The organism is Orrella dioscoreae (assembly GCF_900089455.2).
GTDB lineage: Bacteria > Pseudomonadota > Gammaproteobacteria > Burkholderiales > Burkholderiaceae_B > Orrella > Orrella dioscoreae.
In genome coordinates this window covers 2475534-2487699 of the sequence record NZ_LT907988.1, presented here as the reverse complement: position 1 = coordinate 2487699, position 12166 = coordinate 2475534, and the positions used below count along the sequence as shown (strand labels likewise).

The following is a 12166-nucleotide window of genomic DNA, read 5'->3' as shown; positions in this document are numbered from 1 at the left end:
GCCACTGCCTGCAGTCCCCGACGCGTTGGATCAACCGTTTATCCCTGGTCGTCCTGGCCTGCCGGGCCCAACTGCAGCAAATGCCCCGTCTGCCGCACCTTGGCCTGCAGATACGCCAGATTGTGCGCGCTGGAATACACCCCCGTGCGGCGCGTGGCGGCCACGTTGATGCCCAGGCCCGACAACTGCTTGCACTTCTGGGGATTGTTGGTGAGCAGCTCGATCCGCCCCACCCCCAAGGCGCGCAGCATCTGCGCGGCGACGATGTAGTCGCGCTCGTCCGCACCATGCCCCAGCATCACGTTGGCGGCATAGGTGTCCTGTCCCTGTTCCTGCAGGCGGTAGGCGTCGAGCTTGGCGTACAGGCCGATTCCCCTGCCCTCCTGGCGCAGGTAAAGCAGGTAGCCGCCCTCTTCCCGCAAGGTCTTCAGCGACTCTTCCAGCTGGGGACCACAATCACAGCGCAGGGAACCGAACACATCGCCCGTCATGCACTCGGAATGCACGCGCACCAGCGGCACGGCGGCGGGCTCGCCGAACTTCAGCGCGATGTGCTCCTTGCCATCGCTCAGGCCGCGAAAACTGTAGACCAGGGCGGAAGCCTCCGTGCCATCGGCCAACTGGATGGGAAGCTGTACTTCCGAACGTATGGATACGGCGGAGGAAGGCATTGCGGTCGCGGCGGGGGTATCGCTCAAAGGGAACAACTTGAAAAGCAAGGGGCAGGCCCAAATCGGGAATTCTACGGCAGCCCGGGGAATCCGCCCGAAAGCCCCTACTGCGCCGTCCGCACCCGCTCCCATTCAATATATACCCGCGCACCTTCGGGCCGACGGAAATGCTCGACCATGCGGTCGCCCTCCACGACCAGGCTCAGGTCCTGGCGCGTGCGCGCGCTGCCCACCCAGTTGGGAAACGTCGCCCCTTGCACGCGGTTGCCGCTGAACTCCCCCTGTGCATCCACCGTATAGGTGCCGAAAAAACCGATGTTCGCAGCCATGGCAGCGCGGTTTTCCGCATCGGTGCCCTGGCCGCGCGCCTGGGACGCGAAGCGGGGCACGGAGGCATCCGTCAGCACTTCCACGAAATGCATGTCCGGCGTGAAGACCAGCATGCCCCGAGGCTGCGTGCCATAGGCCGGCCGCGTGATGCCATCCTGCTCGACCTCCGCCTTTACCATCCGCCAGGTGCCAAGCACCTGATTGGCGGGCGCGGCGCGCGCGGATTGCGTGCCGGCAAACAGCAAAGCCATGGCCGCCAGGCCGACAGCGACATGCCTCTTCCTCAATCCCATGTTCCCGTCTCCTGTCGTTCACGCCATCACGGACAAGGCCACTTCCCTTTGCGACTGCAGCAGCGCCAGCCGCTGCCGCAAGGCCTCGCCCACCTTATCGAAGGTGGAACTGCCCAGCGCCAGCCGCAGCGGCAGCCGCTCGGCATCGATGGCCGCGATCATCGCGTCCACCGTCTTGCCCGCAACGCCGAAATCCGCGAAATTGCCCGCCGCCACGGCGCGCCGCACGGCCCCGGCCGGCGTGTCGTCGTAGCAGGCCATGGCCGGCGCGTGGTCCAGCGCGGCACCGAAATTCGTGCGCGTGGGACCGGGCTCGACGATGAGGAAATCGATGCCGAAGGGCGCCACTTCCTGCGCGACCGACTCCACAAAGCCTTCGATCCCCCACTTGGTCGCGTGGTACAGGCTGAAGTTCGGATAGGCGATCTGGCCGCCTTCTGACGAGACTTGCACGATCCGTCCGCCGCCCTGCTTGCGCAGGAAAGGCAGCACCGCGCGGATCAACTGGATCGAGCCCGTGAGATTGGTGGCGATCTGCCGCGCGATCCGTGCGTCGTCCAGCTCTTCCGCCGCGCCGAAAAGCCCGTAAGCCGCATTGCTGACCACCACGTCGATGCGCCCGACGGCGGCGAATGCTTGCGCCACGCCATCGCGCAGGGCCGCGGTATCGGTCACGTCCAGCCTCAGCACCCGCAGGCGCTCGCCATGGCGGGCCTGCGCGTCATCCAGCACGCCTTCGCGCCGCACGGTCGCCACGACGGTGTCGCCGCGCGCCAGCAACGTGTCGGCCAATCCTCGTCCCAATCCTGCCGAGGCCCCGGTGATGAACCACGTCTTGCTCATATGCCCTGCTCCTTGTGATGATTGCATCGGCCTTCATCGTAAGGAGGCAACACTGGTTATGGAAGAGGCTTTTCCCTGCATGAATTGGTGAGTATTATCAACCAATGAACTCGCCCTCCCTCGCCGACCTGCATGCATTCGCCGCCGTCGCCTCGCACAAGAGCTTTCGCCGCACGGCCGATGTGCTGGGCGTGTCCCACTCGGCCCTGAGCCTGGCCATGCGCGGGCTGGAAGCCAAGCTGGGCGTGCGGCTGCTGAATCGCACCACGCGCAGCGTGGCCCTGACACACGAGGGCGAACAACTGCTGACGCGCCTCACGCCCATCCTGCGGGACCTGGACCAGGCCCTGGATGAAACGTCCGCCGCAGGCGGCCAGCCCAGCGGCGTATTGCGCATCAATGGCAGTGAAGGCGCCATACGCCTGCTGCTGCAAACCGTGTTGCCGCCCTTGCGCGCTCGCCATCCCCGCATCGAACTGGACCTGTCCGTGGACGGGCAACTGGTGGATATCGTCGGACGCGGCTTCGATGCCGGCATCCGCCTGGGGGAAGCCGTGCCCAAGGACATGGTGGCGGTCCGCCTCGGGCCCGAGCTGCGCTTCCTGCCCGTGGCCTCGCCCGCCTATTTGCGCCGCCACCCCGCACCGCGCACGCCGGACGACCTGATGACGCACCAATGCATCCGCCAGCGCCTGCCCAGCGGCAAGCGCTATCGCTGGGAATTCAAGCGGCGCGACCAGGAGCTGGCGCTGGACGTCCCGGGCGCGCTGACCCTGGACAGCAGCGCGTTGATGGCCGAGGCCGCCGCCGACGGACTGGGTATCGCCTATGTGCCGGAGCCTTATGCCGCGCCCTACTTCGCACGCAAGCGGCTGCTGCCCCTGCTCGAGGACTGGTGCCCGGCCATCCCCGGGCTGTACCTGTATTTCCCGGCCAACCGCCACCCGCCGCCCGCGCTGCGCGCGCTGATCGACGTGGTGAAGGCCTTGCCCTGACACGCCCAGGCCAGGCCTGGGCGTGCACGCGTCAGTCGATCTCGATGCCCGCCTGCTCGATCAGCGCCGTCCATTTGCGAGTGTCGCGCTGGACGATCTCGGTCAGCTGCGCGGGCGTGCTGGACACGAACTCCACGCCTTGCGGCGCGAACTTCTTGTTCAGCGCGGGATTCTTCAAGGTTTCCACGACAGCCTTGTTCAACGTGTCCAGCACCGGTTGCGGCGTGCCCGCCTTGGCGAACAGCCCATACCAGGTGGTGTACGACATGCCGGGCAGGGTCTGCGACACCAGGGGCAGGCTGGCCGTCTCCTCGCCCTTGCTCGGTGCGCTCATGGCCAGTGCCTTCACCGCCTTCTTGTCGATCAGCGGTTGCAGCGAGGGCATGCTGCTGAACAAGGCCTGGACCTGCCCCGACGCGATGTCCGTCAGGACTTGCGACGTGCCGCGATAAGGCACGTGCACCACATCCACCTTGGCCTCGCTTTTGAACAACTCCATGCCCAGGTGCGCCACGCCGCCCACGCCCGCGGAACCGAAATTCACCCGGCCCGGATGCTGGCGCGCATAGTCCACCAGGTCCTGGACCGAGTTCACGGGCAACTTGGCAGTCACGACCAGCACGTGCGGGCTTTCCGTCAGCAGGCTGATGGGCGCCAGCAGGCCGAGCACGTCCTTGCCCGCCATGGCCTTCGACGGGATCGTCATGTTGCCCGAGGCTGGCATCAGCAGCGTGTAGCCATCGGCCTCCTGCCCCAGCACCTGGTTCAAGGCCGGCACGCCATGCCCGCCGCCCGCGTTCACCACCACCACGGGCTGGCCCAGTTGCTCGCTGAACAGCTGGGCGAACTCACGCCCCACCATGTCGGCGGGACCGCCCGCGGCGAAAGGCACCACCATGCGGATGGGACGCTCGGGATACGCCGCGAGCGCGTGGGCAGCCGGCGCCAGGCCGGCGATCAGGGCAAGGATGCCCAGGGTTTTCTGCTTCAGCATTGTCTTCCTCCTTGTGGATGGACTTGGGTTTTTCTTGTGTCTGGCCGCAGTCATGCGGCATGCCGCCGCCCCCTTGCGGGAAGGCGGCCCGCCGTCTCAGCCGGCAAACGCCGTGACGACGGATGGGAAAATGCTCTGGTACGCCTCGCCATAGCGCGTGCCCGCGGTCTTGCCGCGGCGCCCGGCCTGCGCCCCGCGCTGCAGGGCGACACGCTCGTAATAGGCCCACAGATTGCGCTGGGTGGGCATGGCCTGCATGGCCTGCCACTTGATATCCCAGACATCCGTGATGTCCAGCAGCACATTGGGCTTGAACCCGCACAGCTCGGTCTGGTGCGGCTCGAAGCTGTAGACCTGCGGCGGCACGACGAAGTCCGCGCCATGGCCGGGCGCCATGGCCTGCATGCGGGCCCGCAGCACCATTTCATGGGTGCGGCAGTGATCCAGGTTGGACGGATCGTGCTCGGGATGCGTCAATACCGCCGCCGCCTGGGTCTGGCGCAGCAACTGCGAGACCCGGCGCACCGAGTCCGCGGACTCCGGCAAGGGATAGTCGCCCAGGTCGTGGAAATCCATCGACGCCACGCCGAGGATGCGCCCCGCCTCCTCGGCCTCCGCACGGCGCAGCGCCTTCACCGTGTCACGCCGGGCATCCCCCTGCCAGGCCGCATTCGACTCCCCGTTCTCGCCATAGCTCAGGCACACCACATGCACGTCGACGCCGCGCCGCGCATGCAGGGCCATGGCGCCGCCGCAACGCCACACGAAGTCGCCCACATGGGCCGTGACCACCAGTATCGAATCCGCCATCGTTGTCTCCAGGTTGTTGGCGGCATTTTACTTTTGTGAAATGGCGTTGTACTGTGTACAACAAGGCTAATAAATAAAGGACTTAAAGAGATCTCATGAGTAATGACGGTGTCGTCGCGGTGGAACGCGCCATGCAGGTGCTGGATTGCTTCAAGCCGGGGGCCGAGCGCCTGGCGCTGGCGGATTTCGCCAACCGCCTGCCGCTGCACAAGACCACCATCTTCCGGCTGCTGAACTCGCTGGCGCGCACCGGCTACGTGGTGCGGGAGCCCGATGGCAGATATGGCCTGGGGCCACGCGTGCTCTTTCTGGCCAGGGTCTACGAACGCGGCTTCGATCTCTCGGCGGTCGTCCTGCCCATCCTGGAAAAACTCTCGGCCGACACGGGCGAAAGCGCCGCGTACTACGTCGAGGGCGGCGAGCCCGGGCAGCGCCTGTGCCTGTTCCGCCACCAACCGCACGAAGGCCTGCACAGCCAGGTGCTGGCCGGCAGCGTCATGCCGCCGGACCGCTCGTCCACGGGCCAGGTCTTCGCGATCTGGGCGCAAGGCACGCAGCCCCCGCCCGAGCGACTGCCCATTTTTTCCAGCGGCGCGCGCGACCCCTACACCGCGTCGTGGTCCGTGCCGATCATCGGCAACGAAGACCGCTACGTCGGCGCCCTCACCATCGCGGGCCCCTCCGCGCGTCTCGCCACCGTCGATGCCGGGCGCTTCGAGGCCGTCATCCTGGCGCATGCGGATGAACTGGCGCGCCGGCTCGGTGCTTCCGCCGAGATGCGCGACACCTTGTACGGCCAGATGGTGTAAGGTCGTTCATCACGTCCACGACAACGCGTCCGACGCCATGACCCGCCTCCTCCTCGCCGCCCTGCTGGCCGTTACTGCCGCCACCGTTACTGCCACCAGCGCTTCCGCCGCCGCGCCTCGCACCTGGCACTTCACCGGCAAGGAGCTCCTGGCCGCGCTGGAAGGCAAGATGCCCACCGAATTCCGCGACCCGGCGCACAGCCGCCTGCTGTCTTCCGCCCGCGCGCAGTCCTACATCTCCGGCGTGGCCGACCTGACGCAGAACCAGCTGTGGTGCACCGTCACCGGCGTGCTGCCGCACGAGCTGGCCGGCCGCGTCCATACCGCGCTGCACGAGCTCGACCCCGCCAGCCTGGGCGGGAACGCGGCCCCGCTGGTGGCCGAGGCGCTGAGGCAGGCATTCCCCTGCCCGGCCAGCACCATCGGGCGCAACCCCTGACCCCTTCCCAGGCCGCAAGCGCCATGCAGATCTCCGACAGCGAAAAGGCCATTGCCAGACACCTGGAAACCGTCTTCGGCGCCCGCCCCCGGGTCGTCGTGCACCGTCAGGCCGCGGAAGACCCCTTCTACATCGGCATCGCGCACGCCCAGGACACCCCTTCGCCGGGCCTGGTCACGCTGAGCACCATCGGCGTGTCCAACCATCCGCTCTACCAGGACGACGGCACCGAGTTTCCGCATACCCGCCTGGAATTCATCGCCAGTTGCGAGGCGGGCCAGGAGTCCGACCTGGCCGAAGCGCTCTTTCTTGCCGCCACTTTCGTCGGCAAGAGCCGGGGCTTCGCCTGCCCGGGCATCTTCCTGCACGGCCTGATCGGGCGCTTCCGTCCTGCATCGCCCGTGCCGCACGCGCTGCTGACCACGCCCTTCGCCTATGAAGGTCTGGACGCGGTCAAGGAATTCGCGGGAAGGCGCGTCAGCTGGCTGCTGGTGCAGGCGGTCTCGGCGGACGAGATCGATTACGCGCAGGCGCACTCCACCAGCGCGCTGGAGGATGTCTTCGAGGAAGCGGAGATCGACTGGACGTCGCTGGACCGGGCTTGCGCGATGGCCTCGCGCTGAGCGCTGGCGCATCCGCGCATGGCTATTGCTGCACCCGCATTTCCCGCACTTCGAAGCTCAGGTCACGGCCTTCCTTGGCGAGTTCGCCCGTCAGCTCCACCACCCGTTGCGGCGCGATGGGCATGGACGGCGGAAACACTTTCTTCGGGATCTCCACCCGCAGGCGGCCCGTGCCATCGTCAAAAACGTAGAAGTCGCCGCCTTCGGGCGTGAGCAGATTGCCAGTCAGCACGCCCTGCTGGTCGTGCACGCCGCGCGATTGCAGCTCCTGGACGGTAATGCGGGGAATGACGCCCGGGCCGACATACTGCGCCACGGCAATGGACGCGCCCATGGTGAACCACAGGACGAGCGCGGGGGCGGCGAAGAGGCGGTGACGCTTCGGCATGATGGCTGCTCCGGTTTGGCTGGGAAACGCCTTGGGGTCTCTGGCGGACCGGCAGCACCAAGCTTAGGAGAAAGCACCGAAACAACCCTGCACTTAAACGAAAATGACGTAACCAGGGCGTACGAAGCGCCCCGTTCACCCCCCTTCCCCATTCCCCCCTCAGCCGCGCAAGGCGCAGGCCTCGCGCGCCAGCGCCGTGATGCGTGGCCAGTCCCGCGCCGCCAGGGCATCGGCCGGCACGAGCCAGGAGCCGCCCACGCACGCCACATTGTCCAGGGCGAGGAAATCCGCCGCGTTGCCGGCGTGGATGCCGCCCGTGGGGCAAAAGACGATATCGCCGAAAGGTCCTTGCCAGGCCTTCAGCAGTGCCATGCCGCCCGCCTGCATGGCGGGAAAGAACTTCAGCGCCCGGAAGCCCGCCTCGGTGGCGGCCAGGATCTCGCTGCTGGTGGCAACGCCGGGCACCAATGGCAGCGCCAGTTCCTGGCAGGCGCGGCCGATTGCCGGGGTGAAGCCCGGACTCACGCCGAACCGCGCGCCGGCACGCCGGGCGGCACTGGCGTCGGCAGCACAGCGCAGCGTCCCCGCCCCCACGATGGCCTCGGGCACGTCGCGGGCAATGGCCGCGATGCAATCCAGCGCACGCGGCGTGCGCAACGTCACCTCCAGCATGCGGATTCCGCCGGCAAGCAACGCGCGCGCCAGCGGCGCGGCAAGTTCCGGATCGTCCAGCACGATGACCGGGATCACGGGCGCATCCCCGAGGACATCACCCGCCGTGAGTGCTACAGCCATGTACAGGCTCCTTCTTCCGCGCCAGGCGCGTTGCGCCGGAATCCGGCAAACAGTTCCCTGCCCCAGCCCACGCCGTTGGCCTCGTCCATCGATACCGGCGGACGCGCCGGCACGCGCGCCGCCCACGTCTGGGCATCCACCAGCGCGTCCAGCGTGCCCTGCACGGCGTCCAGCCGGATCACGTCGCCATCCTGCACGCGCGCCAGCGGCCCGTCGGCCAGGGCTTCGGGCGTGACGTGGATGGCCGCGGGCACCTTGCCGGACGCGCCGCTCATGCGGCCATCGGTGACCAGCGCGACGCGGAATCCCTTGCCCTGGAGCACCGCCAGCGGCGGGGTCAGCTTGTGCAGCTCCGGCATGCCATTGGCCCGCGGGCCCTGCCACCGCACGACGCACACCACGTCGCGATCCAGCTCGCCCGCCTGGAACGCTGCCTGCAGATCCGCCTGGGTGTCGAAGACACGCGCGGGCGCCTCGACCACGTGCCGGTCCTCGGGCACGGCGGACACCTTGATGACGCCGCGCCCCAGGTTGCCCTGCAGCAGGCGCAGGCCACCGGTGGCGCTGAACGGCGCGGCGGCGGGACGCAGCACGTCCAGGTCCGTGCTGTCGCCGATGGGGTCCCAGGACAGGCGTTCGTCCGCGGCAGCCACCGGCAGGCGGGTATAGGCACGGATCCCGTCCGCGCTGATGGTCAGCACGTCCTCGTGCATGAGCCCGGCATCCAGCAGTTCGCGCAGCACGTAGCCCGGACCGCCGGCAGCCTGGAACTGGTTCACGTCGGCGGCGCCATTCGGGTAGACGCGCGCCAGTAGCGGCACGACGGCAGAGAGCGCCGCGAAATCGTCCCAGTCGATGACCAGGCCCGCCGCGCGCGCCACCGCCACCCAGTGGATCAGGTGGTTGGTGGAGCCGCCCGTGGCCAGCAACGCCACCATCGCGTTGACGATGGCACGTTCATCCACCACCCGGCCGATGGCCGGGCAGCCCTGCGCCAGCACCCGGCGCGCGGCGTCGCGCGTCAGCGCCTCGCGCAGGCCCTCGCCAGGATTGATGAAGGCCGTGCCGGGCACATGCAGGCCCATTGCCTCGAGCAGCATCTGGTTGCTGTTGGCCGTGCCGTAGAACGTGCAGGTGCCTTGCCCGTGGTAGGCCGCGGATTCGGCCTGCAGCAGTTCGGCGCGGCCCACCAGCCCCTGCGCGGCGCGCTCGCGCACCCGGGCCTTGGCGCTGTTCGACAGGCCCGACGTCATGGGCCCGGCAGGCACGAACACGGTCGGCAGGTGGCCGAAATGCAGGGCGCCGATCAACAGGCCGGGCACGATCTTGTCGCACACCCCCAGCATCAGCGCGGCATCGAAGACATCGTGGCTGAGGGACACCGCAGTCGCCATCGCGATCACGTCGCGGCTGAAGAGCGATAGCTCCATGCCCGGCGTGCCCTGCGTGACGCCGTCGCACATGGCGGGCACGCCGCCCGCGACCTGGGCCGTGGCGCCGTGGCGCCGGGCCTCGTCCTTCAGCACGTCCGGATAGTGCTGCAGCGGCGCGTGGGCCGAGAGCATGTCGTTGTAGGCGGTGACGATGCCGATGTTGCGCGCGCGCTCGGCCACGACGCGCAGCTTGTCGTTGCCCGGCATGCCGGCGAAGGCGTGGGCCACGTTGGCGCAGCCCAGGCGGTCGGCGCCACGGTCGCGCCGTGACTGGGCGTCCAGCCTGGCCAGGTAGGCCGCGCGCGGCTCGGCACTGCGCGCACGGATGCGGGCCGTGACGGCGTCGAGGGTGGCATGCAGGGCCATGATGTCCTACTTCCTTGCCGCGCGTGCCTGGGCGACGGCCGCCTCGACCTCGTTCCAGGTTTCCTGGCCCACGCTCTTGGCGATGCCGGCATTGACCGAGGCCAGGCGCTCGCGCATGCGATCGACTTCCGCCGGCTGCAAGGTATTCACCTGCATGCCCTTGGCCTTCAGGTCGGCCAGCGCCTTGACCGCCTCCTGGCGCGTGTCCTGGCGCTCGGCATCACGGCTCTTGATGGCGGCATCCTTCAGGACCTTCTGCTCGGCAGGGCTCAGCGTATCCCACCACTTCTTGCTGACGGTGACGATCCACGGGCTGTAGACGTGGTTGCTGACGGTCAGGTATTTCTGCACCTCGTAGAACTTGCTGGAGAGCACGGTGTTGAACGGATTCTCCTGGCCATCCACGGCGCGCGTCTCCAGCGCGGTGAACAGTTCCGAGAACGGCAGGGGCACGGCGTTGGCGCCCAGCGTCTTGAAGCTGTCGATGAACACGTTGTTCTGCATCACGCGCAGCTTCACGCCGCCCAGGTCCTCGAGCTTCTCGACCGGCCGCTTGCTGTTGGTGAGGTTGCGAAAGCCGTTTTCCCAATAGACCAGGCCCACCATGCCCTTGGCTTCCAGCTTGGCCTTGATCTTCTCGCCTACCGGGCCGTCCAGCACCACGTCCGCCTCTTCGGCGGTGTTGAAGAGGAACGGCGTATCCCAGACGGCCATTTCCGGCACGATGCCGACCAGGGTGGCCGTGGAGCCCACCATGATCTCCTGCGCGCCGCCGATCAGCGCCTGCTGCATCTGCGTGTCCGATCCCAGCGAGGCATTGCCGATGGCGCGCACGCGCATCTTGCCGCCGGTGGCCTGCTCGACTTCCTTGGCGAACAGCCGCGCGGCGCGGCCCTGGTTGGAGTCATCCACCAGGCCGAAGCCGAAACGCACCAGGCGGGGCTTGAAGTCATCCGCGGCCTGGGCAGGTCCGCCCACGGCCAGCATCGCGGCCAGCAGGCCGGCAAAAACATAAGGCAAGCGCATGATTGTCTCCTTGTCGTTGGTTCATGCAGGTAAAGCAAAAAAACTCACGCCGATGGATGGCCGGCTAGCGCAACCACCCCAGCGGCGTCGTCACCAGCCCCGGAAACACCACGAACAGCGCCAGCATCAGCACATACGCAGCCAGGAATGGCGTGGTGCCTCGAATGACGGTTTCCATCCGCAGCCGGCCGACGCCCGCCACGACGTTCTGGACGGTTCCCACGGGCGGCGTGATCAGGCCGATGCCGCCCACGAAGATGAACATGAAGCCGAAATACACCGGGTCGATGCCGGCCTTGGCCGCCAGCGGCGCGCAGACCGGCCCGAAGATCAGGATGGTGGGCGTGAGATCCATCGCCGTGCCCACCACCAGCAGGAACAGCATCATCAAGGCCATGAACAGCACGGGCTCGCTCATGACGCCGGCAAAGCTGTCGGCCAGCATGCTGGGCAGGTCCGCCAGCGTGATCATGTAGGCCGTCACCGTGGCCGCGCCGCACAGGAACATCACCACGGCGGTCGTCTTGCCCGCGGCCAGGAAGACGTCGTACAGCTGGCGCGGGTTCAGCTCGCGATACACCAGCGTGGAGACCAGCAGCGCATAGACGGCCGCCACCACGGCGGCCTCGGTCGGCGTGAACAGCCCACCCTTCAGGCCGCCCAGGATGATCACCGGCATCATCAGCGCCCAGAAGCTGCCCGCCAGCGCGCGCAACCGGTCCTTCCAGCCGACGCGCGCCAGGGCCGCCAGCTTGTGCCGGCGGGCAATGCCCCACCAGGCCACGACCAGGAAGGCGCCCATCATCAGGCCGGGGAACACGCCGGCCAGGAACAGCTGGCTGATCGAGGTGTTGGTGGTGACGCCGTAGATCACGAACGGCATCGACGGCGGGATGATCGGCGCGATGATGCCGCCCGAGGCCAGCAGCCCGGCGCTGTAGCTGGCGGGATACTGCTGCTGCCGCATCATCGGCAGCAGGATGGTGGCCAGCGCGGCGGTGTCGGCGATGGCCGAGCCGCTCATCGACGCCAGCAATACCGCCGCCCCGATGGCGACGAAGCCCAGGCCGCCACGGATGTGGCCGACGAAGGCGCGCGCCAGGTCGATGATGCGCCGCGACAGGCCGCCGGCATTCATCAGCTCGCCGGCCAGGATGAAGAACGGCACGGCCAGCAGCGGGAAGTTGTCGAAGCCCGCCTGCAGGTTCTGCGCCAGCAATTGCGAATCGAAGAAGTCCAGGTGCCACATCAGCGCGACGCCGGTGAGCACCAGCGCGTGGGCGATGGGCATGCCGATGACCATGCCGCCGATGAGCACGGCCAGGAAGATGGCGGTAACGATCATGGCCTG

At 67.8% G+C, this 12166-nt stretch carries 14 protein-coding genes; 4 read left to right on the top strand and 10 right to left on the bottom strand.

What is annotated here, in order from left to right; all coding sequences use genetic code 11:
• Positions 1-38 precede the first annotated feature (38 nt).
• The 3 genes from ODI_RS11675 to ODI_RS11665 form a co-directional block, all read right to left on the bottom strand.
• A complete protein-coding gene (locus tag ODI_RS11675) occupies positions 39-671 on the bottom strand; it encodes a GTP cyclohydrolase II (RefSeq protein WP_067756861.1) in 633 nt (210 codons plus the stop codon).
• Positions 672-775: 104 nt separating this feature from the next.
• Positions 776-1294: a lipocalin-like domain-containing protein gene (locus ODI_RS11670; protein WP_067756864.1), complete on the bottom strand. Its 519-nt coding sequence runs from the start codon at positions 1292-1294 to the stop codon at positions 776-778.
• Between the two features lie 18 nt (positions 1295-1312).
• Positions 1313-2137, bottom strand: a complete 825-nt coding sequence (locus ODI_RS11665; RefSeq protein WP_067756867.1) for an SDR family oxidoreductase — start codon at positions 2135-2137, stop codon at positions 1313-1315.
• Positions 2138-2241: 104 nt separating this feature from the next.
• Between ODI_RS11665 and ODI_RS11660 the strand changes: the two genes are divergently transcribed.
• Positions 2242-3132, top strand: a complete 891-nt coding sequence (locus tag ODI_RS11660; protein ID WP_067756870.1) for a LysR family transcriptional regulator — start codon at positions 2242-2244, stop codon at positions 3130-3132.
• A gap of 31 nt (positions 3133-3163) precedes the next feature.
• Here ODI_RS11660 and ODI_RS11655 read toward each other — a convergent pair whose 3' ends face one another.
• Both ODI_RS11655 and ODI_RS11650 read right to left on the bottom strand, forming a co-directional pair.
• Positions 3164-4126, bottom strand: a complete 963-nt coding sequence (locus ODI_RS11655; protein ID WP_067756873.1) for a Bug family tripartite tricarboxylate transporter substrate binding protein — start codon at positions 4124-4126, stop codon at positions 3164-3166.
• Between the two features lie 96 nt (positions 4127-4222).
• The gene (locus ODI_RS11650; protein ID WP_067756876.1) at positions 4223-4936 is read right to left on the bottom strand and encodes a PIG-L deacetylase family protein; all 714 of its coding nucleotides are present in this window, start codon (positions 4934-4936) and stop codon (positions 4223-4225) included.
• A 95-nt stretch (positions 4937-5031) separates the two neighbouring features.
• On the opposite strand from ODI_RS11650, the gene ODI_RS11645 reads away from it, so the two are divergent.
• Genes ODI_RS11645 through ODI_RS11635 form a run of 3 tightly spaced genes read left to right on the top strand, consistent with a single transcriptional unit; the run spans position 5032 to position 6807 of the window.
• Positions 5032-5745, top strand: a complete 714-nt coding sequence (locus ODI_RS11645; RefSeq protein ID WP_067756879.1) for an IclR family transcriptional regulator — start codon at positions 5032-5034, stop codon at positions 5743-5745.
• A gap of 37 nt (positions 5746-5782) precedes the next feature.
• A complete protein-coding gene (locus tag ODI_RS11640; protein ID WP_067756882.1) occupies positions 5783-6184 on the top strand; it encodes a Rap1a/Tai family immunity protein in 402 nt (133 codons plus the stop codon).
• Between the two features lie 23 nt (positions 6185-6207).
• Positions 6208-6807, top strand: coding sequence for a suppressor of fused domain protein (locus tag ODI_RS11635; RefSeq protein ID WP_067756885.1), 600 nt, complete (start codon positions 6208-6210; stop codon positions 6805-6807).
• 22 nt (positions 6808-6829) lie between these two features.
• Here ODI_RS11635 and ODI_RS11630 read toward each other — a convergent pair whose 3' ends face one another.
• From ODI_RS11630 to ODI_RS11610, 5 genes are all read right to left on the bottom strand, one after another.
• Complete coding sequence (locus tag ODI_RS11630) at positions 6830-7195, bottom strand: YgiW/YdeI family stress tolerance OB fold protein (RefSeq protein WP_067756888.1); 366 nt, start codon at positions 7193-7195, stop codon at positions 6830-6832.
• Between the two features lie 159 nt (positions 7196-7354).
• Positions 7355-7990, bottom strand: coding sequence for a bifunctional 4-hydroxy-2-oxoglutarate aldolase/2-dehydro-3-deoxy-phosphogluconate aldolase (gene eda, locus ODI_RS11625; RefSeq protein ID WP_067749245.1), 636 nt, complete (start codon positions 7988-7990; stop codon positions 7355-7357).
• Positions 7981-9789, bottom strand: a complete 1809-nt coding sequence (edd, locus tag ODI_RS11620; RefSeq protein ID WP_067749246.1) for a phosphogluconate dehydratase — start codon at positions 9787-9789, stop codon at positions 7981-7983. Before edd ends, eda begins: the two co-directional genes overlap by 10 nt.
• 6 nt (positions 9790-9795) lie before the next feature.
• On the bottom strand, positions 9796-10815 hold the full coding sequence (locus ODI_RS11615) for a TRAP transporter substrate-binding protein (RefSeq protein WP_067749247.1): 1020 nt from the start codon (positions 10813-10815) through the stop codon (positions 9796-9798).
• Between the two features lie 64 nt (positions 10816-10879).
• Positions 10880-12160 (bottom strand): TRAP transporter large permease, encoded by a 1281-nt coding sequence (locus tag ODI_RS11610; protein WP_067749248.1) that lies wholly within the window; start codon positions 12158-12160, stop codon positions 10880-10882.
• Positions 12161-12166: the final 6 nt, after the last annotated feature.

Bases quoted from the DNA above. Each gene is read 5' to 3' on its own strand.
- ODI_RS11635 (WP_067756885.1), top strand. From the start codon at position 6,208: ATGCAGATCTCCGACAGCGAAAAGGCCATTGCCAGACACCTGGAAACC.
- ODI_RS11610 (WP_067749248.1), bottom strand. From the start codon at position 12,160: ATGATCGTTACCGCCATCTTCCTGGCCGTGCTCATCGGCGGCATGGTC.
- ODI_RS11615 (WP_067749247.1), bottom strand. From the start codon at position 10,815: ATGCGCTTGCCTTATGTTTTTGCCGGCCTGCTGGCCGCGATGCTGGCC.
- ODI_RS11675 (WP_067756861.1), bottom strand. From the start codon at position 671: ATGCCTTCCTCCGCCGTATCCATACGTTCGGAAGTACAGCTTCCCATC.
- eda (WP_067749245.1), bottom strand. From the start codon at position 7,990: ATGGCTGTAGCACTCACGGCGGGTGATGTCCTCGGGGATGCGCCCGTG.
- ODI_RS11660 (WP_067756870.1), top strand. From the start codon at position 2,242: ATGAACTCGCCCTCCCTCGCCGACCTGCATGCATTCGCCGCCGTCGCC.
- ODI_RS11665 (WP_067756867.1), bottom strand. From the start codon at position 2,137: ATGAGCAAGACGTGGTTCATCACCGGGGCCTCGGCAGGATTGGGACGA.
- ODI_RS11650 (WP_067756876.1), bottom strand. From the start codon at position 4,936: ATGGCGGATTCGATACTGGTGGTCACGGCCCATGTGGGCGACTTCGTG.
- ODI_RS11630 (WP_067756888.1), bottom strand. From the start codon at position 7,195: ATGCCGAAGCGTCACCGCCTCTTCGCCGCCCCCGCGCTCGTCCTGTGG.
- ODI_RS11655 (WP_067756873.1), bottom strand. From the start codon at position 4,126: ATGCTGAAGCAGAAAACCCTGGGCATCCTTGCCCTGATCGCCGGCCTG.
- ODI_RS11645 (WP_067756879.1), top strand. From the start codon at position 5,032: ATGAGTAATGACGGTGTCGTCGCGGTGGAACGCGCCATGCAGGTGCTG.
- edd (WP_067749246.1), bottom strand. From the start codon at position 9,789: ATGGCCCTGCATGCCACCCTCGACGCCGTCACGGCCCGCATCCGTGCG.
- ODI_RS11670 (WP_067756864.1), bottom strand. From the start codon at position 1,294: ATGGGATTGAGGAAGAGGCATGTCGCTGTCGGCCTGGCGGCCATGGCT.
- ODI_RS11640 (WP_067756882.1), top strand. From the start codon at position 5,783: ATGACCCGCCTCCTCCTCGCCGCCCTGCTGGCCGTTACTGCCGCCACC.